Below are 22,663 nucleotides of genomic sequence, written 5' to 3'. Positions count from 1 at the left end.
AGCTAAGGAAACATCATGGGAAAAATCACAGGTTTCATGGAATTTGAGCGCATCGAAGAGGGCTACAAGCCGGTCACCGAGCGCCTGAAGAACTACGGCGAGTTCGTGATCGGCTTGACACCCGAGCAATCCAAGACCCAGGCCGCACGCTGCATGGATTGCGGCACGCCGTTTTGCAACAACGGCTGCCCCGTCAACAACATCATTCCGGACTTCAACAACCTGGTGTTTGAAGGCGACTGGAAAAATGCGATCGAGGTGCTGCACAGCACCAACAACTTCCCCGAGTTCACCGGCCGCATCTGCCCCGCACCTTGCGAAGCAGCCTGCGTGGTCAACTTCAACGACGACGCCGTGGGCATCAAGTCCATTGAGCACGCGATCATCGACCGCGCTTGGGCCGAAGGCTGGGTCACACCCCGCCCCGCCAAAGTCAAAACCGGCAAAAAAGTGGCAGTGATTGGTGCAGGCCCAGCCGGCTTGGCCGCTGCCCAGCAGCTTGCACGCGTTGGTCACGACGTGACCTTGTTTGAGAAGAACGACCGCGTGGGTGGTTTGTTGCGCTATGGCATCCCAGACTTCAAGATGGAAAAGACGCACATCGACCGCCGCGTCGAGCAGCTCGAAGCCGAAGGCGTGAAGATCCGCACCAGCGTGTTGGTGGGCGAGTGGCCCAAGGATTCCAAGGTCACCAACTGGGCCAAGGAAACCATCAGTGCCGAGCAGTTGAAAAAAGACTTTGACGCCGTGCTGCTCACAGGCGGCTCCGAGCAGTCGCGTGATCTGCCTGTCCCGGGCCGCGACCTGGACGGCATCCATTTCGCGATGGAATTCCTGCCCCAGCAAAACAAGGTCAACGCGGGCGACAAGCTCAAAGGCCAATTGCGCGCTGACGGCAAAAACGTCATCGTGATCGGTGGTGGCGACACCGGCAGCGACTGCGTGGGCACCAGCACCCGCCACGGCGCTGTCAGCGTGACCCAGTTCGAGGTGATGCCCGAGCCACCCGAAAAAGAAGACAAGTTGATGGTCTGGCCTTACTGGCCCATGAAGCTGCGCACCAGCTCCAGCCACGACGAGAGCGCCGAAAAAGGCTTGCTCCAGCGTGAATTTGCCATCTCCACCAAAGAGTTCATGGGCGAAAAAGGCAAGCTCACGGGTCTGAAAACCGTGCACGTCGAGTTCAAAGACGGCAAGATGGTTGAAGTGCCCGGCACCGAGAAGGAATACAAAGCCGACATGGTCTTGCTGGCCATGGGTTTCACCAACCCGGTCGCCACCGTTCTCGACGCCTTTGGCATCGACAAGGACGCCCGTGGCAACGCCAAGGCCAGCACCGACTTCACAGGCGGCTATGCCACCAATGTGAACAAGGTGTTTGCCGCAGGCGACATGCGCCGTGGTCAGTCTCTGGTGGTGTGGGCGATCCGCGAAGGCCGTCAAGCCGCACGTGCTGTGGACGAGTTCTTGATGGGGGTCAGTGACCTGCCGCGATGAGGAACATTTGTTCTAGGTAAAATCCCTAGAATGCTGGGGTGGTCACCAGCCCACCCGAGAACCTCTCCAACCACAAGAGCCGGACCATCCGGCTTTTGTTTTTTCATGACCACCAGCACACCACCGCCACTCGTTGAATTGCGTGACCTGAGTTTCGGGTACGGCGACCGCGTCATTTTGAAGAACCTCAGCTTCAATGTGCCGCGCGGACAAGTCACGGCCCTGATGGGTGTGTCGGGTGGGGGGAAAACCACCGTTTTGCGTTTGATCGGTGGGCAGATACGCGCCAGTGCAGGGCAATTGTTGTTTGATGGGCATGACATCACCCCCATGCGCCAAACCGAGTTGTATGCCGCTCGGCGACGCATGGGCATGCTTTTTCAGTTTGGTGCTTTGTTCACCGACATGAGTGTGTTCGACAACGTGGCATTCCCACTGCGCGAACACACCCATCTGTCCGAAGACCTGATCCGTGACATCGTGCTGATGAAGCTCGATGCGGTGGGTTTGCGAGGAGCGCGTGACCTGAAGCCCTCAGAAATTTCGGGTGGCATGAGTCGCCGTGTGGCTTTGGCCCGCGCCATCGCCCTCGACCCGGACCTGATCATGTACGACGAGCCCTTTGCTGGCCTCGATCCGATTTCACTGGGTACGGCGGCCCGTTTGATCCGCAGACTGAACGACAGCCTGGGCATCACCAGTGTGGTGGTGTCACATGATGTGACCGAGACTTTCGAGATCGCGGACCATGTGGTGATTTTGGCGCACGGTGGTGTGGCGGCCCAGGGCACCCCTGCTGAGCTGAGAGCCAGCACCGACCCCTTGATTTACCAATTTGTGCACGCCTTGAGCGATGGCCCTGTGCCTTTCCATTACCCGGCGCCACCCGCTGAGCGTGACTACGACCGGAGGTCTTCATGATCATCCGTTGGTTGGCCATTTTGGGCGCAGCTACTCGCCAGATGTTGGCCGATTGGGGTTTTGCTGCCCGCTTGTTTTTCAAGCTTTTGGGCATGTCAGGTGCCGCGCTCAAACGCTTTGGCTTGGTCCGTGACCAAATCCATTTCTTGGGCAATTATTCGCTGGCCATCATCATGGTGTCTGGCTTGTTTGTGGGGTTTGTGCTGGGGCTGCAGGGCTACTACACATTGCAGCGTTACGGCTCGGCAGAAGCTTTGGGCCTTTTGGTGGCGCTCACGCTGGTGCGTGAATTGGGCCCTGTGGTGGCAGCTTTGCTTTTTGCCGGGCGGGCAGGGGCCTCGCTCACAGCCGAGATTGGCTTGATGCGGGCAGGTGAGCAACTGACCGCTTTGGAAATGATGGCGGTGGACCCTGTTCAACGCATTTTGGCGCCTCGTTTTTGGGGCGGCATCCTAGCTTTGCCCCTGCTGGCTGCCGTATTCAGTGCGGTCGGTATATTGGGTGGCTATGTGGTGGGCGTGCTGCTCATTGGCGTGGACGCAGGGTCCTTTTGGAGCCAAATGCAGGGAGGTGTCGATGTGTTCAAAGACGTGGGCAACGGCATCATCAAAAGTGTGGTGTTTGGTGTGGCGGTGACCTTCATCGCTTTGCTCCAAGGCTATGTGGCCAAGCCCACCCCAGAAGGTGTGGCCAGTGCCACCACGCGCAGCGTGGTGGTTTCTTCTTTGTCGGTGCTGGGGCTGGATTTCATCCTCACCGCAATGATGTTCAGCGTTTGAGGAGGACGGCATGCAAAATTCAAAAAATGACGTGTGGGTCGGTTTGTTTGTGATGCTCGGGGCTGTTGCGGTGCTTTTTTTGGCGCTCAAGGCGGCCAATTTGCTGACCTGGAGCCTGAACCATGATTACGAAGTGAGCGCCAAGTTTGACAACATCGGTGGGCTCAAGCCCGGCGCAGCGGTCAAAAGCGCTGGCGTGGTGGTGGGGCGTGTCAAGAAAATCGAGTTCGACGGCGAGTCCTTTCAAGCCAAGGTGACCTTGGCCTTGCAAACCGGCTTGGCTTTTCCGCAAGACAGCTCCCTGAAAATTTTGACCAGTGGCTTGCTGGGCGAGCAATACCTTGACGTGTCGCCGGGTGCGGATGAGAAAAACCTGGTCGCGGGCGACAAAATTGGTTCAACCCAATCGGCGGTGATTCTGGAAAACCTGATCAGCCAATTTCTTTACAGCCAGGCGGACAAACCTGCCGCAGGAAGCAGTAAGCCATGAACATCCGTCACCAACGGCTCGGGAAAATCTTGGCGATCGGCTGTGTGCTTTTGTTGCAGGCGTGTGCATCGGTCAAAAATGCCGATGTGCGTGACCCTTGGGAGCCCATGAACCGAAGTGTCTACAACTTCAATGAAGCTTTGGACAACGCCGCCATCAAGCCAGTCGCCAAAGCCTACACTGCTGTTCTACCGAGCCCAGTGCGCACGGGCATTCACAATTTTGTGGGTAATTTGGGCGATGTTTGGACATTGGCCAATACCGCCTTGCAGTTGAAACTGCAGGCCACGGCAGAGACATTCATGCGCATCACCGTCAACACCGTCTTTGGTTTGGGAGGTGTTCTGGATGTGGCCACAGAGATGCGGCTTGAAAAGCGCAAAGAAGATTTTGGGCAGACCCTTGGCTATTGGGGGGTCAAACCCGGTCCCTATGTGGTGCTGCCTGTATTGGGGCCGTCCACTTTGCGAGACGCTTTGGCCACGCCCCTCGACATGCAGGGTGATGTGACTCAGCAGTTCAACGACCAGGCCACTCGCCATGTTTTGACAGTCACCCGGGTCTTGGATGTGCGTTCAAGCTTGTTGGAGTCTTTGGACGTCATCAAGGCAGCAGCCCTTGACCCTTATTCCTTCGTGCGCGACGCGTATTTGCAAAAGCGCGAAAACGATGTGCACGACGGCAATCCGCCTGCCCGATTTGATTATTCAGAGTCTGACGCGCCTTGATGGATGACCTCAAGCCTTCCCTGCTGAACGTTACAGTTGTTCACAAGATGCTGGCGGGATGACCTTATAGTTGATGGCATGAAAACTTCTACCCTGATGTCCCTGAATCGCCGACAAAGCTTGCTGCTGGCCACCTTGGCCCTGACGTCTGCCTTGACGCCTGCATGGGCCGCTGATGAGGCCCCAGATGCGTTCATCAAGCGCATCACCAACGACACCTTGGAGCTCATCAAGGCGGACAAATCATTGCGCAGTGGGGACATGGGCAAACTCATCCAGTTGGTGGATGCCAAGCTGATGCCGCATGTGAATTTTCGTCGCATGACTTCTTTGGCCACAGGCCCTGCTTGGCGCAAAGCCACGCCTGAGCAGCAAAAACGACTGCAAGACGAATTCAAAATTTTGTTGGTCCGCACCTATTCTGGCGCGCTCAGCCAAGTCAGCGACCAGGTGGTGGTGGTCAAACCCCTGCGTGCAGGCCAAGAAGACAAAAACCTGGTGGTCAACACCGAGGTACGGGGCAAGGGCGATCCGATCCAACTGGATTACCGTTTGGAAAAAACCCCGGGTGAAGGCGCTGGTTGGATGATCTTCGACTTGAATGTTCTGGGCGTCTGGTTGATTGAGAATTACCGCACCCAATTCACCAAGGAGATCAATGCCGGGGGCATCGACGCCTTGATCGCCAGCTTGGCACTGCGCAACAAATCCAACGCCAAACCCGCTTAAAGCGCTTTGACATGCCGCCCTTGAAGTTGCCCTCCCGTCTGCTGCACGACCAAGCCAATGCGTGCCTGGCACAGTGGGTGGCGCAACTGCCTGGCCATTTGCCCCCTTCCGTTGGCCTCGATGCTTCTGAGTTGACCGAGTTTGACTCTTCGGGGCTGGCCGTATTGCTGGGCTTGCGGCGGGAGTTGGTGTTGCGGGGCAGCGTTTTGCAAGTGACGGGCATGTCACCGCGTTTGCGCGAATTGGCTGGCCTCTACGGGGTGATTGAACTGCTTCAGCCCATCTGAGGGCGGGGTTTTCAGGTCTTTTTGACCTTATCCCCTTGCTGAACTGCAGGGTCTGTGGGCCAGCACTTAAAATACAAGCCTCTCATGCCTGCGCTCTCATTCCAATCTGTCTCTAAAACCTATCCTGCTCGTCAGGCGGGAACAGCCGCATTCAAAGCACTCGACCAGGTCAGCTTTGATGTGCAAGAGGGCGAGTTTTTTGGTCTTTTGGGCCCCAACGGCGCGGGTAAAACCACCCTGATCAGCACTTTGGCTGGTCTGACGCGCCCCAGCACTGGCCATGTTCAAGTCCATGGCCATGATGTGCAATCCGACTACGCCGCGGCCCGACGCCTCTTGGGCGTGGTGCCGCAAGAGTTGGTATTTGATCCATTTTTCACGGTGCGGGAGTCCCTGCGCATCCAGTCGGGCTATTTCGGTGTCAAGAAAAACGATGCCTGGATCGACGAGCTGTTGGACAGTTTGGGCCTGGCCGACAAGGCCGGATCCAACATGCGCCAACTCTCGGGCGGCATGAAACGCCGTGTACTGGTGGCCCAAGCCCTTGTGCATAAACCGCGTGTCATCGTGCTCGACGAGCCCACTGCCGGCGTCGATGTGGAGCTGCGCCAGACTTTGTGGGCATTCATCGCCAAACTCAACAAGCAAGGCCACACCGTCTTGCTCACCACCCATTACCTCGAAGAGGCTGAGGCCCTGTGTGGCCGAATCGCCATGCTCAAGCGCGGCCAATTGCTGGCGCTCGAGCGCACGTCAGACTTGCTGCGTTCGGCCACCAGCCAAGTGCTGCGTTTCAAGCTCGACGGCGACTTGCCGCCTGCCGTGGCGGCCATTGCCCGCGTCACGGGCCGCATCGTGCAGTTGCCGGTGCACAACGCGGTCGAGATCGAAAACCACTTGGCCACCCTGCGCACCGCGGGCTTGGTGGTGGAAGATGTGGAAATTCGCCAGGCCGACTTGGAAGACGTGTTTCTTGAAGTCATGAACCGCAAACAAACCGCCTCGGGAGCCCTGGCATGACCGGCTGGCAAACCCTGCTCTACAAAGAGGTGCTGCGTTTTTGGAAAGTGGCCTTCCAGACCGTGGGGGCGCCGGTGCTCACCTCGGTGCTGTACATGCTCATCTTTGGCCATGTGCTGGAAGACCATGTCAAGGTCTATGACAACGTGCCCTACACCTCGTTTTTGCTGCCGGGCCTGATGATGATGGGCGTGCTGCAAAACGCTTTTGCCAACAGCTCGTCGAGCCTGGTGCAAAGCAAGATCATGGGCAGCTTGGTGTTTTTGTTGCTCACGCCTTTGTCGCACCGCAGCTGGTTTGTGGCCTATGTGGGCTCTTCGGTGGTGCGCGGGCTGGCCGTGGGCTTGGGCGTGTTTGTCATCACCGGCTGGATGGTCAACATCACCTTCGTCAACCCGTTTTGGATCTTGGCCTTTGCCGTCATGGGCGCGGCTTTGATGGGTGCATTGGGGGTGATTGCTGGGTTGTGGGCTGAGAAGTTCGACCAAATGGCCGCGTTCCAGAATTTCATCATCATGCCCATGACGTTTTTGTCGGGTGTGTTTTATTCCATCCAGTCCTTGCCGCCGTTTTGGCAAAAGCTCAGCCACCTGAACCCGTTTTTCTACATGATCGATGGCTTCCGTTATGGCTTTTTTGGCCAAAGCGATGTCTCGCCTTGGGTCAGTTTGGCGGTGGTGGGCACCGCCTTGGCGCTCATCAGTGCCTTGACCCTTCACCTTTTGCGCATCGGCTACAAAATCCGAAGCTGAAACCCCATGAACGCTGAGCAACTCCAAGCCATCATCGCCGCAGGCCTTTCGTGCACCCACCTCACGGTGGAAGGCGATGGCCGCCACTGGAGCGCCGTGGTCGTGTCCGAAACCTTTGCGGGCATGCGCCCCATTGCCCGGCACCAACGGGTGTACGCCACGCTCGGCCAAAAAATGCACACCGACGAGGTGCACGCCTTGTCGATGAAAACCTACACGCCCGCCGAATGGGCTGCCCAGGCGAAATGAACCGAAGGCCCTCGGGCCAAAACGCACCGACTTGACCCATGGACAAACTGAAAATTCGCGGTGGAAACCGTCTGCAAGGCACGCTTGATGTGTCGGGCGCCAAAAACGCTGCCCTGCCCGAGTTGTGCGCCGCTTTGCTGAGCGCCGAGCCAGTGACGCTGGCCAATGTGCCGCGCCTGCAAGACGTCTCGACCATGCTCAAGCTGATCCGCAACATGGGCGTGACGGCCGAGCACCACGAAGACGGCCGCGTCACGCTGGACGCGGGCGCCTTGAACAACCCCGAAGCGCCCTACGAGTTGGTGAAAACCATGCGGGCCTCGGTGTTGGCGCTCGGCCCCTTGTTGGCCCGCTTTGGCCATGCCAAGGTGTCCCTTCCCGGCGGCTGTGCCATTGGCTCTCGTCCCGTAGACCAGCACATCAAAGGCCTGCAGGCCATGGGTGCGGTCATCACGGTGGACCACGGCTACATGCTGGCCAGCTTGCCCGAGGGCCGCACGCGCCTCAAAGGTGCACGCATCACCACCGACATGGTCACCGTCACCGGCACTGAAAACTTCATGATGGCCGCGGCTTTGGCCGAAGGCGAGACGGTGCTGGAAAACGCCGCCCAGGAGCCCGAGATTCCTGATCTGGCCGAGATGCTGATCAAAATGGGCGCGAAGATCGAAGGCCATGGCACGCGCCGCATCCGTATTCAGGGTGTCGACCGTTTGCACGGCTGCGAGCACCAGGTGGTGGCCGACCGCATCGAAGCGGGCACCTTCTTGTGTGCGGTCGCCGCAACAGGCGGTGATGTGGTGCTGCGCCACGGCCGCGCCGACCATCTCGAAGTTGTGATCGAAAAGCTGCGCGATGCAGGAGCCACCATCGAGGCAGGCGAGGGCTTTATCCGCGTCAAGGCCGATGGCCGCCTGAAGGCCCAGAGTTTTCGCACCACCGAATACCCGGGCTTCCCCACCGACATGCAGGCGCAGTTCATGGCGCTCAACTGCATTGCGCAAGGCGCGAGCAAGGTGACCGAAACGATTTTTGAAAACCGCTTCATGCACGTCAACGAGCTGGTGCGCCTGGGTGCGCACATCCAGATCGACGGCAAAGTCTCGGTGATCGAGGGCGTGGAAAAGTTGTCGGGCGCTACCGTGATGGCCACCGATTTGCGGGCCTCGGCCAGCTTGGTGATTGCCGGCTTGGTGGCCGAAGGCGAAACCATTGTCGACCGCATCTACCACCTGGACCGCGGCTACGACCGCATGGAATTGAAACTGCGCGGCCTGGGGGCCGACATTGAAAGAGTGAAATGATCACGCTCGCCCTGTCCAAAGGACGCATCTTTGACGAAACCCTGCCGCTGCTCAAGGCCGCTGGCATCGAGGTGCTCGAAGACCCCGAAAAATCCCGCAAGCTGATCTTGCCCACCAACCAGGCCAATGTGCGCGTAGTGCTGGTGCGCGCCAGCGACGTGCCCACCTATGTGGAATACGGCGGAGCCGATTTGGGCGTGACCGGTTTGGACACGCTGATCGAGCACGGCGGCCAGGGCCTGTACCAGCCGCTGGACCTGAACATCGCCAAATGCCGCATGAGTGTGGCGGTGCGGGCCGATGACGACTATGCGGCGCTGGTGCGCACGGGTGCCCGCCTGAAAGTGGCGACCAAATACACCACCATTGCCCGCGATTTCTTTGCCACCAAGGGCGTGCACGTCGACCTGATCAAGCTCTACGGCAGCATGGAGCTGGCACCGCTGACCGGCTTGGCTGACGCCATCGTCGATCTGGTTTCAACGGGCAACACGCTCAAGGCCAATCATTTGGTTGAAGTCGAACGCATCATGGACATCAGCTCGCGCTTGGTGGTGAACCAGGCCGCGCTCAAGCTCAAACAAGCGCCGATCCGCGCCATCATCGACGCCTTTGCGGGTGCGGTGAAGAAAGACTGAACCCCATGGACACGTTGGGCCTCCAAGCCAAACCATTGCAACTGAACACGGCAGACGCCGGTTTTGAAGCGGCCTTCGCGGCGCGCCTGCATTGGTCTGCCGACACCGACGCCGCCATCGAGCAGCGCGTGGCCGACATCCTGGCCGATGTGCAAAAGCGTGGCGATGCAGCCTTGCTCGACTACACCCAGCGCTTTGACGGCCTGCAAGCGGCCGACGTGAAGGCGCTGGAGATCACCCAAGCCGAGTTACAAGCCGCGTTGGGCAGCCTGTCTGCCGTGCAGCGCGAAGCCCTGCAAGCTGCCGCTGCCCGAGTGCGCGAATACCACGAAGCGCAGAAAAAAGCGTCTGGCGAAAGCTGGTCTTACCGCGACGAAGACGGCACGCTGCTGGGCCAAAAAGTCACGCCGCTCGACCGTGTGGGCATTTATGTGCCCGGTGGCAAAGCCGCTTATCCGTCTTCGGTGTTGATGAACGCGATTCCGGCCCATGTGGCTGGGGTGCAAGAGATCATCATGGTGGTGCCCACACCGCAAGGCGTGCGCAACCCGCTGGTGCTGGCCGCAGCCTGTGTGGCGGGCGTGAGCCGCGCCTTCACCGTGGGTGGCGCGCAAGCGGTGGGGGCTTTGGCCTACGGCACGGCCACCATCCCCAAGGTGGACAAGATCACCGGCCCGGGAAATGCCTACGTGGCCAGCGCCAAAAAGCGCGTGTTCGGCACCGTGGGCATCGACATGATCGCGGGCCCCTCTGAAATTCTGGTCTTGGCTGATGGCAGTACGCCTGCCGAATGGGTGGCGATGGATTTGTTCAGCCAGGCCGAGCACGACGAGCTGGCGCAAAGCATTTTGTTGTGCCCCGATGCGGCCTACATCGCCGAGGTGCAGGCTGCGATTGACCGCCTGCTGCCCTCTATGCCGCGCCGCGAGATCATTGCCAAGTCGCTCAACGACCGAGGTGCTTTGATCTTGACGCGCAGCATGGAAGAAGCCTGCGCCATCAGCAACCGCATCGCGCCCGAACACCTGGAGGTGTCGAGCAGTGAGCCGCACCGCTGGGAGCCGCTGCTGCGCCACGCAGGCGCGATCTTTTTGGGCGCGTTCACCAGCGAGTCGCTGGGCGACTACTGCGCAGGCCCCAACCACGTGCTGCCCACCAGCGGCACGGCGCGTTTTTCCTCGCCACTGGGTGTGTACGACTTCCAAAAACGCAGCAGCCTGATTGAGGTGAGCGAAGCCGGTGCGCAGCCGCTGGGCCGCATTGCCGCTGAATTGGCTTATGGCGAAGGCCTGCAAGCGCACGCCCGCGCCGCCGAATTGCGCCTGAACCCTGTTCCCCCCATGCGAGAGCCGACATGACCGTGAGCCCCCAACTGATGCAACGAATCCGCCAGGACGTGCAGTCCATGCACGCCTACGCCATCCAGGATTCGGCGGGCATGGTCAAGCTCGACGCGATGGAAAACCCGCACCGCTTGCCTGCAGAGCTTCAAAAGGCTTTAGGCGAGCGTTTGGGCGCATTGGCGCTCAACCGCTACCCCGATGACCGTGTGAATGAACTGCGTCAAGCCTTGGCCCAATATGCAGGCATGCCCGAAGGCTTCGACATCATGCTGGGCAACGGCTCAGACGAGTTGATCTCTTTGCTGGCCATGGCCTGCGATGTTCCTGGTGCCAGTATCCTCTCGCCCTTGCCCGGCTTTGTGATGTACGCCATGAGCGCCCAACTGCAAGGCTTGGCCTTCCACGGCGTGCCGCTCACCGCCGACTTTGAACTCGACGAAGCCGCCATGCTGGCCGCCATTGCTAAGCACAAGCCGTCCATCGTGTACTTGGCCTACCCCAACAACCCCACGGGCAACCTGTGGAACGACGACACGATCGAAAAGATCGTCCTCGCCCAAGGCGCGCAGGGCGGCTTGGTGGTCATGGACGAGGCCTACCAGCCCTTTGCCAGCCGCAGTTATGCAGACCGCATCACGCGCCACTCGCATGTGCTCTTGATGCGCACGCTGTCTAAGTTTGGCTTGGCCGGTGTGCGTTTGGGCTACATGATTGGCCCCAAGGCTTTGGTGGCCGAGGTCGACAAAGTGCGCCCGCCCTACAACATCAGTGTGCTCAACTGCGAGTGCGCATTGTTTGCCTTGGAGCACACCGAGGTGTTTGCTGCGCAAGCCAAAGACCTGCGCGAGCAGCGCACCCGTTTGCTGAAAGAACTGGCCGCCATGCCCGGCGTCAAGCCTTTCCCGAGCGAAGCCAACATGATCCTGGCCCGCGTGCCCGATGCGGCCAAAACCTTTGATGGCTTGAAGTCCCGCGGTGTGCTGATCAAGAACATTTCTAAAATGCACCCATTGCTGGCCAATTGCTTGCGCCTGACGGTGGGCACCGCCGCAGAAAACGACCAACTCCTTGCTGCTCTGAAAGCCTCCTTATGAACCGCACCGCTGCAGTCACCCGCAAGACGGCCGAGACGAACATCCGCGTCGCCATCAACCTCGACGGCACGGGCCAAGCCAAGCTGGCTTCGGGCATCGGTTTTCTGGACCACATGCTGGACCAGATCGCCCGCCACGGCCTGATCGACCTGGACATCGCTTGTGAAGGCGACCTGCACATCGACAGCCACCACACCGTCGAAGACATTGGCATCACCTTGGGCCAGGCCTTTGCGCAAGCCATTGGCGACAAAAAAGGCATCCGCCGTTATGGCCACGCCTACGTGCCGCTGGACGAAGCCCTGAGCCGCGTGGTGGTGGACTTTTCGGGCCGCCCCGGTTTGCACATGGACGTGAACTTCACCTCCGGCTCGCTGGGCTCACTCGACACCCAGCTGGTTTACGAATTTTTCCAGGGCTTCGTGAACCACGCGCTGTGCACACTGCACATCGACAACCTCAAGGGTGTGAATGCGCACCACCAGTGCGAGACGATTTTCAAGGCCTTCGCGCGCGCTGTTCGCGCCGCGCTGGAACTCGATCCGCGCTCCGCAGGTGTGATCCCCTCGACCAAGGGAAGTCTCTGAGCATGAGCGTCAACCGCGTCGCTGTTGTCGATTACGGCATGGGCAACCTGCGCAGCGTGGCGCAGGCGGTGATGCACGCCGCCTCCAGCGTGGACCATGCCGAGGTCACCGTGACGTCTGACCCGCAAGTGGTGCGTGATGCGCACCGCGTGGTCTTGCCGGGGCAGGGCGCCATGCCCGACTGCATGCGCGAATTGCGCGACTCGGGCTTACTCGATGCAGTGCTCGAAGCCGCCGCCAGCAAACCCCTGTTTGGCGTGTGTGTGGGCATGCAGATGCTGCTCGACCACAGCGACGAAGGCAATACGCCGGGCCTGGGTTTGATTCCCGGCCGCGTGGTCAAGTTCGAGCTGGCGGGGCAAATCCAGCCCGACGGCACCCGCTACAAAGTGCCACAAATGGGCTGGAACCAGGTTTGGCAAGCCACGCCTGCGCACCCGCTGTGGCATGGCATTGACGATGGCAGCTGGTATTATTTTGTGCACAGCTTCTATACCCAGGTGGCCAACCCGGCGCACAGCGCGGCCCAGACCGATTACGGCGGCCGCTTTGCTTGCGCCATTGCCCGTGACAATATTTTTGCCACCCAGTTTCACCCCGAAAAAAGCGCGGCCCAAGGTTTGGCCTTGTTCCGCAATTTCCTCCACTGGCAGCCTTGAGAAGTTTTCACTGCCGTTTTTCAGCCCCTCAGCCTTTTTTAATTCGCCATGATTCTGATCCCCGCCATTGACCTCAAAGACGGCCACTGCGTTCGCCTCAAGCAAGGCGATATGGACCAAGCCACGACTTTTGGCGAAGACCCCGCCGCCATGGCGCGCACCTGGCTCGAAAAAGGCGCACGCCGTCTGCACCTGGTGGATCTGAACGGCGCCTTCGCGGGCAAGCCGCAAAACTTCAGCGCCATCAAGTCCATCCTCAAGGCCGTGGGCGACGACATCCCGGTGCAGCTGGGCGGCGGCATCCGCGATCTGGACACGATTGAAAAATACATCGACAGCGGCCTGCGCTACGTCATCATCGGCACCGCCGCCGTCAAGAACCCTGGCTTTCTAAAAGACGCTTGCACTGCCTTTGGCGGCCACATCATTGTGGGCCTGGACGCCAAGGACGGCAAAGTCGCCACCGACGGCTGGAGCAAGCTGACAGGCCACGAAGTGGTGGACTTGGCCAAGAAGTTCGAAGACTGGGGCGTTGAGTCCATCATCTACACCGACATCGGCCGCGACGGCATGCTCAGCGGCATCAACATCGACGCCACCGTCAAGCTGGCCCAAGCCCTCACCATCCCGGTGATCGCCTCGGGCGGCCTGTCCAACATGGCCGACATCGAGCAGCTGTGCGCTGTCGAAGATGAAGGCGTGGAAGGCGTGATTTGTGGCCGCGCCGTTTACTCCGGCGACCTCGACTTTGCGCTGGCGCAAAAGCGCGCTGACGAACTGAACGGTTGAACCTCACAGGAAATGCCAGATGACAGGGCAGGCCACTTGTCGCGACACCGTGTTCGCAGGCCTGCCGGCTTGCGAGTTGGCGTTGCCAGCGGGCGACCGCTTGGTGGTCGCGCTGCACGGCGCGCATGTCCTGTCTTGGGTCTCGGGCGGGCAAGAGCGTCTGTACCTCAGCCCCCAAAGCGTGATGGACGGCCAAGCCGCCATCCGTGGCGGTGTGCCTGTGTGCTTTCCGCAGTTCAACCAACGCGGCCCCATGGCCGACCGTTTGCCCAAACACGGCTTTGCCCGCAATGTGGCTTGGCAGGCTGACGCGCCCGAACTGGGTGCCGAGCATGCCCGCCTCACGCTGCGCCTGAACGACAACATCCAAACCCGCGCCTGGTGGCCTCAAGCCTTTGCCTTGGCGCTGCACATCGACCTGAGCCCGGGTGCCTTGCAACTGGCGCTGGACGTGCACAACACAGACACCCAAACGCTGGCGTTCTCTGGCGCACTGCACACCTATTTGGCCGTGCCCGACGTGACGCAGGCCACGCTGCAGGGCTTGGGCGGTCAGCCCGAGTGGGATTCGCTCACCGACACCCATGCCCCTGCGCCCGACACGATCCGCTTTGCCGCCGAGTTTGACCGCGTCTACGAAGCCGGGCCACAGCCCATGACGCTGAACGATACATTGCACATCAGCCAAAGCCCGAGCTGGGCCAACACCGTGGTCTGGAACCCCGCGCAAGACCTGTGCAAGCGCCTGGCCGACATGTCCGAAGACGGCTGGCGGCACATGTTGTGCGTCGAAGCAGCCCAGGTGTATGCACCCATCACCTTGCCTGCGGGCGGGCGCTGGACAGGATGGCAGCGCTTGCAAGTGCTGAAACCCTAAAAAACCCTGAACCCATTCAACCAGAGAAGTCTCCATGCTCGCCAAACGCATCATCCCTTGCCTCGACGTGACCGGCGGTCGCGTGGTCAAGGGCGTCAACTTTGTTGAACTGCGCGACGCCGGAGACCCGGTCGAAATCGCGGCCCGCTACAACGAGCAAGGCGCTGACGAACTCACGTTCTTGGACATCACCGCCACCAGCGATGGGCGCGACGTGATCCTGCACATCATCGAAGCCGTGGCCAGCCAGGTCTTCATTCCGCTCACCGTGGGCGGTGGCGTGCGCACCGTGGAAGACGTGCGTCGCTTGCTCAACGCAGGCGCTGACAAGACCAGCTTTAACTCAGCGGCGATCGCCAACCCGCAAGTCATCCGCGAAGCATCGGCCAAATACGGTGCGCAATGCATCGTCGTTGCCATCGATGCCAAGCGCCGCAGCGCCGAAGACGAACAGCGCATTGGCACCAACGGTTTGGCCATGGGCCCCGGCTGGGACGTATACAGCCACGGCGGCCGCAAAAACGTGGGCCTGGACGCGGTGGCCTGGGCCACCCAAATGGCCGAGTACGGCGCGGGCGAAATCCTGCTGACCAGCATGGACCGCGACGGCACCAAAAGCGGCTTTGACCTGCAATTGACCCGCGCCGTCAGCGACGCGGTGAGCGTGCCCGTGATCGCATCCGGCGGCGTAGGCAACCTGGACCACTTGGCCGACGGCGTGAGCATCGGCGGCGCGGATGCCGTGCTGGCGGCGAGCATCTTCCACTACGGTGAATACACTGTCCAACAAGCCAAAGCGCGGATGCGCGAACGCGGCATTCAGGTTAGGCTGTGAACATGAACTGGCTCGATCAAATCAAATGGGACGACAAAGGCCTGGTGCCTGTGATCGCCCAAGAAAAAGACACTGGCGACGTGATGATGTTCGCCTGGATGAACCGCGAGGCCTTGCAAAAGACGGCCGAGCTGAAAAGGGCGGTGTATTTCAGCCGTTCGCGCAACAAGCTGTGGTTCAAGGGCGAGGAGTCGGGCCATGTGCAGACGGTGCACGACATCCGCATCGACTGCGACAACGACGTGGTCTTGCTCAAAATCACCCAGCTGGGGCATGAACCCGGCATTGCCTGCCACACGGGCCGCCACAGCTGCTTTTTCCAGAGCTTGCAGCCCGAAGGCTGGCAGGCTGTTGATCCGGTCCTTAAAGACCCTGAAACCATTTACAAGTGAGCGCTCCAAAGCTTATGAGCAACCAAGACATTCTTGACCGCCTTGCGGCCGTGGTCGAAAGCCGCAAACCCGCCAACGGCGGTGACCCCGAAAAAAGCTATGTGGCCCGCCTGCTGCACAAAGGGCCCGACGCCTTTTTGAAGAAGATTGGCGAAGAAGCCACCGAAACCGTGATGGCCGCCAAAGACGTGGACCATGGCGGGGATAAAGCCAAGCTGGTGGGTGAGGTGGCCGACCTGTGGTTCCACAGCATGATCGCGCTGGCGCACTACGGCCTGACGCCTGCCGACGTGGTCAACGAGCTGGCCCGCCGCGAAGGCCTGAGCGGCCTGGAAGAGAAAGCCCTGCGCAAAGTGCAAGAGCGTGAGCGTTTGGGCGAATAAATTGCACGCCTAGGCGAATGAGCCATGAACGACCAATCCATTGACGACAGCACCCACAGCATCAGCTGGGTCAGCTACATCCTCCACCTGATCGTGGCGGTGAGTGCCGTCATTCCCGGGGCGCAGATGGGCCCGGCCTTGCTGGTGGTGGCCATCATCATCGACTTGGTCAAAAAAGGCGATGCGCAGGACTGGGAGCGCACCCATTTCAGCTACCGCATTCGGACGGTGATCTGGGCGGCTTTGTTGTACCTGGTGACTGCGCCGCTCTGGTTTTTCTTTGTTTTCCCGGGCTGGTTGGCTTGGGTGGCGATTTCCATCTGGTTTCTGTACCGCATCGTGCAAGGCATGGTGCGCCTGAACGGGCAGCGCCCGGTGACTGACTGACATTTTTTGAATTTGAAACCTATCGAGCCATGACCGACGACAACTGTATTTTTTGCAAAATCATCGCGGGCAAAATCCCCTCGCGCAAAGTCCATGAAGACGACCATGTGTTCGCCTTCCACGACATCGCGCCCTGGGCGCCCATTCATTTCCTGATCATTCCCAAGCTGCACATCCCGTCCATGATGCATCTGGCCCCTGAGCATGCTGCCTTGATGGGCCACATGATGACCCTGGCCCCCAAGCTGGCCGCGCAAGAGGGTTGCAACCCTTACCCGGATGGCGGTTTCCGCATCGTGGTCAACAACGGGAGCGAGGGCGGACAAGAGGTTCACCACCTGCACATGCACGTCATGGGCGGTCCGCGGCCTTGGTTGCGGGGTTGAGACCGGGTCTTTTTCCTTCAAATCCTTCCTTCCTCAGGGACGATCCGATTTTGGATGTCGATCCCCTTAGAATCCTTGCATTAACAGGAGAGTTTCATGGGTACTTTTTCCATTTGGCACTGGTTGATCGTTTTGTTGATCGTGGTCATGGTGTTCGGCACCAAAAAGCTCAAAAACATGGGCTCTGACTTGGGTGGTGCGGTCAAAGGCTTCAAAGACGGTATGAAAGATGGTGGCGCCAAGCCCGAAGATGGCGCTGCGCCCGTGGCCGGTCAGGTGACCGCTTCGACGCCCGCCCAAGCCGAAAAGACCACCATCGACGTTGAAGCCAAGACCAAGTCTTGAACTTTTGAACGATTGAACGCTGCACTGTGCTGGATTTAAGTTTTTCGAAAATGGCCCTCATCGGGGTGGTGGCGTTGATCGTCATCGGCCCCGAAAAGTTGCCCAAGGTCGCCCGAACGCTCGGTGCCCTGATCGGCAAAGCGCAGCGGTACGTTTCTGACGTCAAAGCCGAGGTCAACCGGTCCATGGACCTGGAAGAGCTCAAAAAGATGAAAGAGACCATGGAGACGGCGGCCCGCGATGTCGAGCAAACCGTTCAAACCACGGCTTCTGACTTTGAAAAAGACTGGGCTGACACCACGGCTGGGCTGAACAGTGATTTGCCCGCCATCGAGCCACCGCCGCCTTACTATGTGCGCCCAGACAAAAACTGGCGTTTGAAGCGTGGCGCCATGCCTCAGTGGTACAAAGCCCGCTCAGGTGTGCGCACCAAAGCGCTTTCGGGCGCCGCACGCGTAGCCCGTTATCGGCCAAAGCCCCTCAATTCTCATTGACGCTGGCGCACCTTGGGTGCTCACTGTCCAACCGACCCCGCCATGTCCGATACCCCCTCCCAGCCCGACGACGAACTCAAAGGTTCTGAGCAACCTTTTGTGGCGCACCTGATCGAGTTGCGCGACCGCTTGGTACGGGCCGTGATTGCTGTGGCTGTGGCTGCAGCAGTTTTGGCCATCTACCCGGGGCCTGGTAACTTGTACGACATTTTGGCTGCGCCCTTGGTGGTGCATTTGCCCAAAGGTGCCACTTTGATCGCCACGTCGGTCATTTCGCCGTTCATGGTGCCCCTCAAGATTTTGTTGATGAGCGCGTTCCTCATCGCTTTGCCCGTGGTTTTGTACCAAGTTTGGGCCTTCATTGCCCCGGGCCTCTACAGCCACGAGAAAAAGCTGGTCATGCCGTTGGTGGTGTCCAGCACCTTGCTGTTTTTCATCGGGGTGGCGTTTTGTTACTTCTTTGTGTTCGGGCAGGTGTTCAGCTTCATTCAGAGCTTTGCCCCCAAAAGCATCACGGCTGCGCCTGATATCGAGGCCTATCTGAGCTTTGTACTGTCGATGTTCCTGGCCTTTGGTTTGGCCTTTGAAGTGCCAGTGGCTGTCGTGGTGTTGGCCCGTATGGGTGTGGTCAGCGTGCAAAAGCTCAAAGACTTTCGGGGCTACTTTGTGGTGCTGGCCTTTGTGATCGCTGCCGTGGTCACGCCACCCGATGTGGTGTCTCAACTGGCGCTGGCGATTCCCATGTGCTTGTTGTACGAATTGGGCATTTGGGCTGCGCAGATTTTCATCAAGCACACTCAGGCGCCGCAAGAGCCCGATACTGCGGCCTGAGTAGTCAGAATAACTTTCAAAAAAAGAGGCCCGCGGGCCTCTTTCTTGTGTGAGGTTCGGTCGCCTTTTCTGGCGTGAATTACCGGCGCTGTTTGTTGACTGCAGGGCGCTCAGCAGGTGTCAAGCGAAGGTTGACCTCGCCTTGGCGACGCCAAATGTTCACCTCTGCGGGGGCACCAGGTTTCAAACTGGCCACTTGGGTCAACAACTCGGCCACATTGCGCACAGGTTGCCCAGCCACCTTGACGATCACATCGCCTGGGCGGATGCCAGCACTGGCTGCCGGGCCATTTTTCAGGACCCCTGTGATGACCACGCCCGATGGCAGGCCTTGCCCAGCTGCAGGCAGTTGGAAGGTCTGGGCCAGCTCGGCAGACAGGTCTTGAGGCTCCACCCCAATCCAGCCCCGAATTACTTTGCCGTTTTTCAGCAAATCTTGCATGACCTGCTGAGCCGTGGAGATGGGAATGGCAAAACCAATGCCCATGTTGCCGCCCGAGCGGGAGTAGATGGCCGTGTTGATGCCCATCAGATGGCCATTCACATCGATCAACGCACCGCCCGAGTTGCCCGGGTTGATGGCGGCATCGGTCTGGATGAAGTTTTCAAAGGTATTGATGCCAAGTTGGCTTCGGCCCAAGGCACTGACAATGCCAGAAGTCACGGTTTGGCCGACGCCAAAAGGATTGCCAATGGCCAACACGACATCGCCCACCTGCAAATTTTGGGTTTGCCCCAAAACAATCACGGGCAGTTTGTCGAGCGTGATTTTCAACAAAGCCAAGTCGGTTTCCGGATCGGTGCCGATGACTTTGGCGACGGCTTTGCGCCCATCAGCCAGCACCACTTCGATGTCGTCGGCATCTTCGATGACGTGGTTGTTGGTCAAGATGTGACCTTCCGGGCTCACAATGACCCCACTGCCCAGACCTGCCGGATTTTGTTCGTCTTGATCACCATGAAAGAACCGGAACCAAGGGTCTTGGCTTTGAGGTCGGTTGCTGTTCGATTTGCTGGTGTTGATGCTGACCACAGCGGGAGAAGCTTGGCGAGCCGGCGCACTCAGGCTGCCTGCCGGGCGATTCAGGTCAGATCCGACCGGGGCTTGCAGCAAGGTCATGCCATCGGTCGAGCGTTTGGCACTGCGCAGCCATTCAGGCTGCAAAGTGGCCACCACGAACCAGATGGCGACCAACACGGTGACCCACTGCGAAAATAAAAGCCAATAACGTTTCATGTTGGGCATTGTCCTTGATTCGGGCCCGTCCAGCATGACACGGCCTGCGCCACAATAGCCAGATCAGACAGAAAGCTTTCGCCAATGACCGACGCCAAAATTTTGGGCCAAGCCTTTGACGCTTTGCTCCAGTCAGATAAGTTCCGTGATTACGGCCCCAACGGCTTGCAAGTGGAGGGCGACCGCGACGTCCAATTGTTGGTCAGCGGTGTCACCGCCAGCCGTGCCTTGATCGAAGCGGCCATTGCTGCAAATGCTGACGCCATCGTGGTCCATCATGGTTTGTTTTGGCGCGGCCAAGATGGGCGTGTGACAGGCTGGATGCGCGAGCGTCTGCGCTTGTTGTTGGCGCACGGCATTCACCTTTTTGCTTACCACTTACCCCTGGACGCTCATCCCGAACTGGGCAACAACGCCCAACTGGCAAGGGTGCTGGGCTTGCAAGCCGATGGCCGCTTTGGCGAACAAGAGTTGGGTTTCGTGGGCGCTGGCGTGCAGGCATGGTCTGACCCGCAGGCCTTGGCCAACCATGTGGCGGCGCAGTTGGGACGGTCTGTGACCTGTGTGGGCGGCAGTGATCGTCCCGTGCGGCGTGTGGCGTGGTGTACGGGTGGGGCGCAAAGTTATTTTGAGGCGGCGATTGCCCAAGGCGTGGATGCGTTCATCACGGGTGAAATTTCGGAACCTCAAGCCCATTTGGCGCGAGAAACTGGCGTGGCATTTTTGGCGTGTGGTCACCATGCCACCGAGCGCTATGGTGCACCCGCTTTGGCCACCCATGTGGCGCAAAACCTCGGTTTGCAGCACCTTTTCATCGAAATCGATAACCCGGCCTGAAGTCTCTGCGACCGCTTGTTGAAATCCCACCGAATGACATCAAAATCTTTTTTGCCAACACCCTTGATGACCCGGCCCATCGCCATCACCCCGGGCGATCCTTGCGGCATTGGCCCTGAAATCGTGGCCCGCGCTTGGTGCCAAGCGCCTGAGCTGACGCAAGGCTGTTTTGTCGCGGGCGATGTGGGCCTGATGCGCCGAGCGATGGCGTTGGTGCAAACGGTGTCCGCTTACCCAGTGTGTGAAATTGAGACCCCTGCAGACGCTTTGCGAGTGCCTCCGCGTTGCTTGCCTGTGTTGCAGGTGGTGCCTGTGGCCCCTGTGTTGCCTTGGGGGTGCATCGACGCCCGTGCGGGGCAATTGGCCGGTGATACGGTGTTGTGGGCCACTCGTGCTGCATTGCGCGGTGATGTGGCGGCTTTGGTCACAGCCCCCTTGCACAAAGAGGCCTTGCACGCAGCCGGCGCGCCTTACAACCAATACCCCGGTCACACCGAGTTGCTGCAGGCCGAGTCGGCGCTGCACATGGGTGTGCTGCTTGACCAGATGCCCGTGCGCATGATGCTGGCCAACGACGAGTTGCGCACCGTGCTGGTGAGCATCCATGTGTCCTTGCGCCAAGCGCTGGAGGCAATCACTTTAGAGCGGGTCTTGCAAACCCTGCGCATCACCGATGCTGCGTTGACGCCAGTCCTGGGCCGCAGACCGCGCATGGCCGTGGCAGGCGTGAACCCCCATGCAGGCGAGGGCGGCTTGTTTGGCCGCGAGGAAATCGACATCGTGCAGCCCTGTTTGGCCATAGCCCAGCAAGAAGGTTTGGATGTGCACGGTCCCTATGCGCCCGACACAGTGTTCATGCGGGCGCGCCAACAAGCCGATGGTCGCCGAGAATTCGATGTGGTGATCGCCATGTACCACGACCAAGGGCTGATCCCGGTCAAATACTTGGGCGTGGAACAAGGGGTCAATGTGACGCTGGGGTTGCCACTGATCCGAACCAGTCCGGACCATGGCACCGCCATGGATGTCGCGGGCCAAGGCATTGCGAATGCCAGCAGCCTGATTCAGGCCATTGGCATGGCCCGGCACATGGTCAGTGGGATGCACTGACCGGTCTCTGCCTTAGCCCTTGTTGCGCAGGCTGTCGCGGATTTCGCGCAACAGCAAAACGTCTTCGGGGGTGATCGGGGCTGCCGGAGTTTCAGCAGGGGCTTTCGCGGCACTCAAGCGGTTCATTTGCCGGATCATCAAAAAGATGATGAACGCCAAAATGATGAAGTTCAAAGCCACTGTGATGAAGTTGCCGTAAGCAAAAACAGCCCCCAGTTTTTTGGCTTCAACCAGCGAGAGCCCCGCATTTTGTCCAGCCAAGGCCCAGTAGTAGTTGGAAAAGTCCAAGCCGCCAAAAGCACGGCTTATCAACGGCATGATCAGATCACCCACCAACGAATCGACGATCTTGCCAAAAGCACTTCCAATGATCACGCCCACGGCCAAGTCGATGACATTTCCCTTTACTGCAAAAGATTTGAATTCGCCCAAAAAAGAAATATCAGTAACTCCAAAATGAAAATTTGAACGCCGATTGTGTACCAACAAAGGCAAGCCAGGGGTCTTGTAAGACGTTTGTCTGTTTCACTCCGCTACAATCGCGGGTTGACCCTGATAACGACTCGCTAGAGGATTCCCATGAGTGACACCCCAGTCGACAGCAGCAAGCGGACCTGGCTGATTGCCTCCACTTGCGCAGGTGCCGTAGGCGCTGGCTTTGTGGCCACCCCCTTCGTCAGCAG

The 22,663-nt window shown here is 59.4% G+C and carries 30 protein-coding genes and 1 pseudogene; 29 read left to right on the top strand and 2 right to left on the bottom strand.

Annotated features, from left to right (window positions below; all coding sequences use genetic code 11):
* The first annotated feature begins 15 nt into the window (after positions 1-15).
* The 26 genes from SWE17_RS10865 (at position 16) to tatC (ending at position 18,796) form a co-directional block, all read left to right on the top strand.
* Positions 16-1,497, top strand: coding sequence for a glutamate synthase subunit beta (locus SWE17_RS10865; protein WP_322993115.1), 1,482 nt, complete (start codon positions 16-18; stop codon positions 1,495-1,497).
* A 105-nt stretch (positions 1,498-1,602) separates the two neighbouring features.
* Positions 1,603-2,418, top strand: a complete 816-nt coding sequence (locus tag SWE17_RS10860) for an ABC transporter ATP-binding protein (protein ID WP_322993114.1) — start codon at positions 1,603-1,605, stop codon at positions 2,416-2,418.
* On the top strand, positions 2,415-3,197 hold the full coding sequence (mlaE, locus tag SWE17_RS10855) for a lipid asymmetry maintenance ABC transporter permease subunit MlaE (protein WP_322993113.1): 783 nt from the start codon (positions 2,415-2,417) through the stop codon (positions 3,195-3,197). Before SWE17_RS10860 ends, mlaE begins: the two co-directional genes overlap by 4 nt.
* A gap of 10 nt (positions 3,198-3,207) precedes the next feature.
* Positions 3,208-3,687: an outer membrane lipid asymmetry maintenance protein MlaD gene (mlaD, locus tag SWE17_RS10850; protein WP_322993112.1), complete on the top strand. Its 480-nt coding sequence runs from the start codon at positions 3,208-3,210 to the stop codon at positions 3,685-3,687.
* Positions 3,684-4,415 (top strand): VacJ family lipoprotein, encoded by a 732-nt coding sequence (locus SWE17_RS10845; RefSeq protein WP_322993111.1) that lies wholly within the window; start codon positions 3,684-3,686, stop codon positions 4,413-4,415. The genes mlaD and SWE17_RS10845 overlap by 4 nt, the downstream gene beginning before the upstream one ends.
* A gap of 78 nt (positions 4,416-4,493) precedes the next feature.
* The gene (locus SWE17_RS10840; RefSeq protein WP_322993110.1) at positions 4,494-5,144 is read left to right on the top strand and encodes an ABC transporter substrate-binding protein; all 651 of its coding nucleotides are present in this window, start codon (positions 4,494-4,496) and stop codon (positions 5,142-5,144) included.
* An 11-nt stretch (positions 5,145-5,155) separates the two neighbouring features.
* On the top strand, positions 5,156-5,431 hold the full coding sequence (locus SWE17_RS10835) for an STAS domain-containing protein (RefSeq protein ID WP_322993109.1): 276 nt from the start codon (positions 5,156-5,158) through the stop codon (positions 5,429-5,431).
* 84 nt (positions 5,432-5,515) lie between these two features.
* A complete protein-coding gene (locus SWE17_RS10830) occupies positions 5,516-6,451 on the top strand; it encodes an ABC transporter ATP-binding protein (protein ID WP_322993108.1) in 936 nt (311 codons plus the stop codon).
* Entirely contained in the window at positions 6,448-7,203 is a 756-nt protein-coding gene (locus SWE17_RS10825) for an ABC transporter permease (protein WP_322993107.1), read from the top strand. Before SWE17_RS10830 ends, SWE17_RS10825 begins: the two co-directional genes overlap by 4 nt.
* Before the next feature lie 6 nt (positions 7,204-7,209).
* On the top strand, positions 7,210-7,452 hold the full coding sequence (locus SWE17_RS10820; RefSeq protein WP_322993106.1) for a BolA family protein: 243 nt from the start codon (positions 7,210-7,212) through the stop codon (positions 7,450-7,452).
* A 38-nt stretch (positions 7,453-7,490) separates the two neighbouring features.
* Entirely contained in the window at positions 7,491-8,756 is a 1,266-nt protein-coding gene (gene murA, locus SWE17_RS10815; RefSeq protein WP_322993105.1) for a UDP-N-acetylglucosamine 1-carboxyvinyltransferase, read from the top strand.
* Positions 8,753-9,394 carry an ATP phosphoribosyltransferase gene (hisG, locus tag SWE17_RS10810; RefSeq protein WP_062406349.1) on the top strand — a complete coding sequence of 214 codons (642 nt, stop codon included), beginning with the start codon at positions 8,753-8,755 and terminating at the stop codon, positions 9,392-9,394. Before murA ends, hisG begins: the two co-directional genes overlap by 4 nt.
* 5 nt (positions 9,395-9,399) lie before the next feature.
* Positions 9,400-10,752: a histidinol dehydrogenase gene (gene hisD, locus SWE17_RS10805; protein ID WP_322993104.1), complete on the top strand. Its 1,353-nt coding sequence runs from the start codon at positions 9,400-9,402 to the stop codon at positions 10,750-10,752.
* The gene (gene hisC, locus SWE17_RS10800; RefSeq protein ID WP_322993103.1) at positions 10,749-11,831 is read left to right on the top strand and encodes a histidinol-phosphate transaminase; all 1,083 of its coding nucleotides are present in this window, start codon (positions 10,749-10,751) and stop codon (positions 11,829-11,831) included. The genes hisD and hisC overlap by 4 nt, the downstream gene beginning before the upstream one ends.
* The gene (gene hisB, locus SWE17_RS10795) at positions 11,828-12,418 is read left to right on the top strand and encodes an imidazoleglycerol-phosphate dehydratase HisB (protein ID WP_322993102.1); all 591 of its coding nucleotides are present in this window, start codon (positions 11,828-11,830) and stop codon (positions 12,416-12,418) included. The genes hisC and hisB overlap by 4 nt, the downstream gene beginning before the upstream one ends.
* Before the next feature lie 2 nt (positions 12,419-12,420).
* Positions 12,421-13,077 carry an imidazole glycerol phosphate synthase subunit HisH gene (gene hisH / locus SWE17_RS10790; protein WP_322993101.1) on the top strand — a complete coding sequence of 219 codons (657 nt, stop codon included), beginning with the start codon at positions 12,421-12,423 and terminating at the stop codon, positions 13,075-13,077.
* A 48-nt stretch (positions 13,078-13,125) separates the two neighbouring features.
* Positions 13,126-13,866: a 1-(5-phosphoribosyl)-5-[(5-phosphoribosylamino)methylideneamino]imidazole-4-carboxamide isomerase gene (gene hisA / locus SWE17_RS10785; RefSeq protein ID WP_322993100.1), complete on the top strand. Its 741-nt coding sequence runs from the start codon at positions 13,126-13,128 to the stop codon at positions 13,864-13,866.
* Between the two features lie 49 nt (positions 13,867-13,915).
* The gene (locus SWE17_RS10780; RefSeq protein WP_322993099.1) at positions 13,916-14,743 is read left to right on the top strand and encodes a D-hexose-6-phosphate mutarotase; all 828 of its coding nucleotides are present in this window, start codon (positions 13,916-13,918) and stop codon (positions 14,741-14,743) included.
* Positions 14,744-14,777: 34 nt separating this feature from the next.
* Positions 14,778-15,578, top strand: coding sequence for an imidazole glycerol phosphate synthase subunit HisF (hisF, locus tag SWE17_RS10775; protein WP_322993098.1), 801 nt, complete (start codon positions 14,778-14,780; stop codon positions 15,576-15,578).
* A gap of 2 nt (positions 15,579-15,580) precedes the next feature.
* Positions 15,581-15,970, top strand: coding sequence for a phosphoribosyl-AMP cyclohydrolase (gene hisI / locus SWE17_RS10770; protein ID WP_322993097.1), 390 nt, complete (start codon positions 15,581-15,583; stop codon positions 15,968-15,970).
* Between the two features lie 14 nt (positions 15,971-15,984).
* The gene (locus SWE17_RS10765; RefSeq protein WP_322993096.1) at positions 15,985-16,353 is read left to right on the top strand and encodes a phosphoribosyl-ATP diphosphatase; all 369 of its coding nucleotides are present in this window, start codon (positions 15,985-15,987) and stop codon (positions 16,351-16,353) included.
* Positions 16,354-16,377: 24 nt separating this feature from the next.
* Positions 16,378-16,740 carry a hypothetical protein gene (locus SWE17_RS10760; RefSeq protein ID WP_322993095.1) on the top strand — a complete coding sequence of 121 codons (363 nt, stop codon included), beginning with the start codon at positions 16,378-16,380 and terminating at the stop codon, positions 16,738-16,740.
* Positions 16,741-16,769: 29 nt separating this feature from the next.
* On the top strand, positions 16,770-17,126 hold the full coding sequence (locus SWE17_RS10755) for a histidine triad nucleotide-binding protein (protein WP_322993094.1): 357 nt from the start codon (positions 16,770-16,772) through the stop codon (positions 17,124-17,126).
* 96 nt (positions 17,127-17,222) lie between these two features.
* Positions 17,223-17,471, top strand: a complete 249-nt coding sequence (gene tatA, locus SWE17_RS10750) for a Sec-independent protein translocase subunit TatA (protein WP_322993093.1) — start codon at positions 17,223-17,225, stop codon at positions 17,469-17,471.
* A gap of 26 nt (positions 17,472-17,497) precedes the next feature.
* Positions 17,498-17,965 carry a Sec-independent protein translocase protein TatB gene (tatB, locus tag SWE17_RS10745; protein WP_100119308.1) on the top strand — a complete coding sequence of 156 codons (468 nt, stop codon included), beginning with the start codon at positions 17,498-17,500 and terminating at the stop codon, positions 17,963-17,965.
* A 42-nt stretch (positions 17,966-18,007) separates the two neighbouring features.
* Complete coding sequence (tatC, locus tag SWE17_RS10740; protein WP_322993092.1) at positions 18,008-18,796, top strand: twin-arginine translocase subunit TatC; 789 nt, start codon at positions 18,008-18,010, stop codon at positions 18,794-18,796.
* A gap of 79 nt (positions 18,797-18,875) precedes the next feature.
* On the opposite strand, the gene SWE17_RS10735 is transcribed toward tatC, so the two are convergent.
* Positions 18,876-20,033 (bottom strand): S1C family serine protease, encoded by a 1,158-nt coding sequence (locus SWE17_RS10735; RefSeq protein WP_322993091.1) that lies wholly within the window; start codon positions 20,031-20,033, stop codon positions 18,876-18,878.
* Between the two features lie 84 nt (positions 20,034-20,117).
* On the opposite strand from SWE17_RS10735, the gene SWE17_RS10730 reads away from it, so the two are divergent.
* Complete coding sequence (locus SWE17_RS10730; protein ID WP_322993090.1) at positions 20,118-20,870, top strand: Nif3-like dinuclear metal center hexameric protein; 753 nt, start codon at positions 20,118-20,120, stop codon at positions 20,868-20,870.
* A 33-nt stretch (positions 20,871-20,903) separates the two neighbouring features.
* The gene (gene pdxA, locus SWE17_RS10725; protein ID WP_322993089.1) at positions 20,904-21,980 is read left to right on the top strand and encodes a 4-hydroxythreonine-4-phosphate dehydrogenase PdxA; all 1,077 of its coding nucleotides are present in this window, start codon (positions 20,904-20,906) and stop codon (positions 21,978-21,980) included.
* Between the two features lie 12 nt (positions 21,981-21,992).
* Here the strand turns inward: pdxA and mscL are convergent, their stop codons facing one another.
* Positions 21,993-22,421, bottom strand: coding sequence for a large conductance mechanosensitive channel protein MscL (mscL, locus tag SWE17_RS10720; RefSeq protein WP_322993201.1), 429 nt, complete (start codon positions 22,419-22,421; stop codon positions 21,993-21,995).
* Between the two features lie 138 nt (positions 22,422-22,559).
* Between mscL and SWE17_RS10715 the strand changes: the two are divergent.
* Positions 22,560-22,663 (top strand): annotated as a pseudogene (locus SWE17_RS10715) (ubiquinol-cytochrome c reductase iron-sulfur subunit); the annotation flags it as partial.

The sequence above is a fragment of the Limnohabitans sp. genome (assembly GCF_034680285.1).
In the GTDB taxonomy this organism is placed as follows: domain Bacteria; phylum Pseudomonadota; class Gammaproteobacteria; order Burkholderiales; family Burkholderiaceae_C; genus Limnohabitans_A.
The sequence above is the reverse complement of the archived record's forward strand: the minus strand, read 5'-3'. Positions and strand labels throughout refer to the sequence as shown.

Coding starts and splice junctions, on each gene's coding strand:
- murA (WP_322993105.1), top strand. CDS start 7,491: ATGGACAAACTGAAAATTCGCGGTGGAAACCGTCTGCAAGGCACGCTT.
- SWE17_RS10735 (WP_322993091.1), bottom strand. CDS start 20,033: ATGAAACGTTATTGGCTTTTATTTTCGCAGTGGGTCACCGTGTTGGTC.
- mlaD (WP_322993112.1), top strand. CDS start 3,208: ATGCAAAATTCAAAAAATGACGTGTGGGTCGGTTTGTTTGTGATGCTC.
- SWE17_RS10730 (WP_322993090.1), top strand. CDS start 20,118: ATGACCGACGCCAAAATTTTGGGCCAAGCCTTTGACGCTTTGCTCCAG.
- SWE17_RS10860 (WP_322993114.1), top strand. CDS start 1,603: ATGACCACCAGCACACCACCGCCACTCGTTGAATTGCGTGACCTGAGT.
- tatA (WP_322993093.1), top strand. CDS start 17,223: ATGGGTACTTTTTCCATTTGGCACTGGTTGATCGTTTTGTTGATCGTG.
- hisD (WP_322993104.1), top strand. CDS start 9,400: ATGGACACGTTGGGCCTCCAAGCCAAACCATTGCAACTGAACACGGCA.
- SWE17_RS10755 (WP_322993094.1), top strand. CDS start 16,770: ATGACCGACGACAACTGTATTTTTTGCAAAATCATCGCGGGCAAAATC.
- hisI (WP_322993097.1), top strand. CDS start 15,581: ATGAACTGGCTCGATCAAATCAAATGGGACGACAAAGGCCTGGTGCCT.
- tatC (WP_322993092.1), top strand. CDS start 18,008: ATGTCCGATACCCCCTCCCAGCCCGACGACGAACTCAAAGGTTCTGAG.
- mlaE (WP_322993113.1), top strand. CDS start 2,415: ATGATCATCCGTTGGTTGGCCATTTTGGGCGCAGCTACTCGCCAGATG.
- hisC (WP_322993103.1), top strand. CDS start 10,749: ATGACCGTGAGCCCCCAACTGATGCAACGAATCCGCCAGGACGTGCAG.
- hisF (WP_322993098.1), top strand. CDS start 14,778: ATGCTCGCCAAACGCATCATCCCTTGCCTCGACGTGACCGGCGGTCGC.
- hisG (WP_062406349.1), top strand. CDS start 8,753: ATGATCACGCTCGCCCTGTCCAAAGGACGCATCTTTGACGAAACCCTG.
- hisB (WP_322993102.1), top strand. CDS start 11,828: ATGAACCGCACCGCTGCAGTCACCCGCAAGACGGCCGAGACGAACATC.
- pdxA (WP_322993089.1), top strand. CDS start 20,904: ATGACATCAAAATCTTTTTTGCCAACACCCTTGATGACCCGGCCCATC.
- SWE17_RS10825 (WP_322993107.1), top strand. CDS start 6,448: ATGACCGGCTGGCAAACCCTGCTCTACAAAGAGGTGCTGCGTTTTTGG.
- SWE17_RS10765 (WP_322993096.1), top strand. CDS start 15,985: ATGAGCAACCAAGACATTCTTGACCGCCTTGCGGCCGTGGTCGAAAGC.
- SWE17_RS10835 (WP_322993109.1), top strand. CDS start 5,156: ATGCCGCCCTTGAAGTTGCCCTCCCGTCTGCTGCACGACCAAGCCAAT.
- hisA (WP_322993100.1), top strand. CDS start 13,126: ATGATTCTGATCCCCGCCATTGACCTCAAAGACGGCCACTGCGTTCGC.
- SWE17_RS10830 (WP_322993108.1), top strand. CDS start 5,516: ATGCCTGCGCTCTCATTCCAATCTGTCTCTAAAACCTATCCTGCTCGT.
- SWE17_RS10845 (WP_322993111.1), top strand. CDS start 3,684: ATGAACATCCGTCACCAACGGCTCGGGAAAATCTTGGCGATCGGCTGT.
- SWE17_RS10820 (WP_322993106.1), top strand. CDS start 7,210: ATGAACGCTGAGCAACTCCAAGCCATCATCGCCGCAGGCCTTTCGTGC.
- SWE17_RS10760 (WP_322993095.1), top strand. CDS start 16,378: ATGAACGACCAATCCATTGACGACAGCACCCACAGCATCAGCTGGGTC.
- SWE17_RS10840 (WP_322993110.1), top strand. CDS start 4,494: ATGAAAACTTCTACCCTGATGTCCCTGAATCGCCGACAAAGCTTGCTG.
- SWE17_RS10865 (WP_322993115.1), top strand. CDS start 16: ATGGGAAAAATCACAGGTTTCATGGAATTTGAGCGCATCGAAGAGGGC.
- hisH (WP_322993101.1), top strand. CDS start 12,421: ATGAGCGTCAACCGCGTCGCTGTTGTCGATTACGGCATGGGCAACCTG.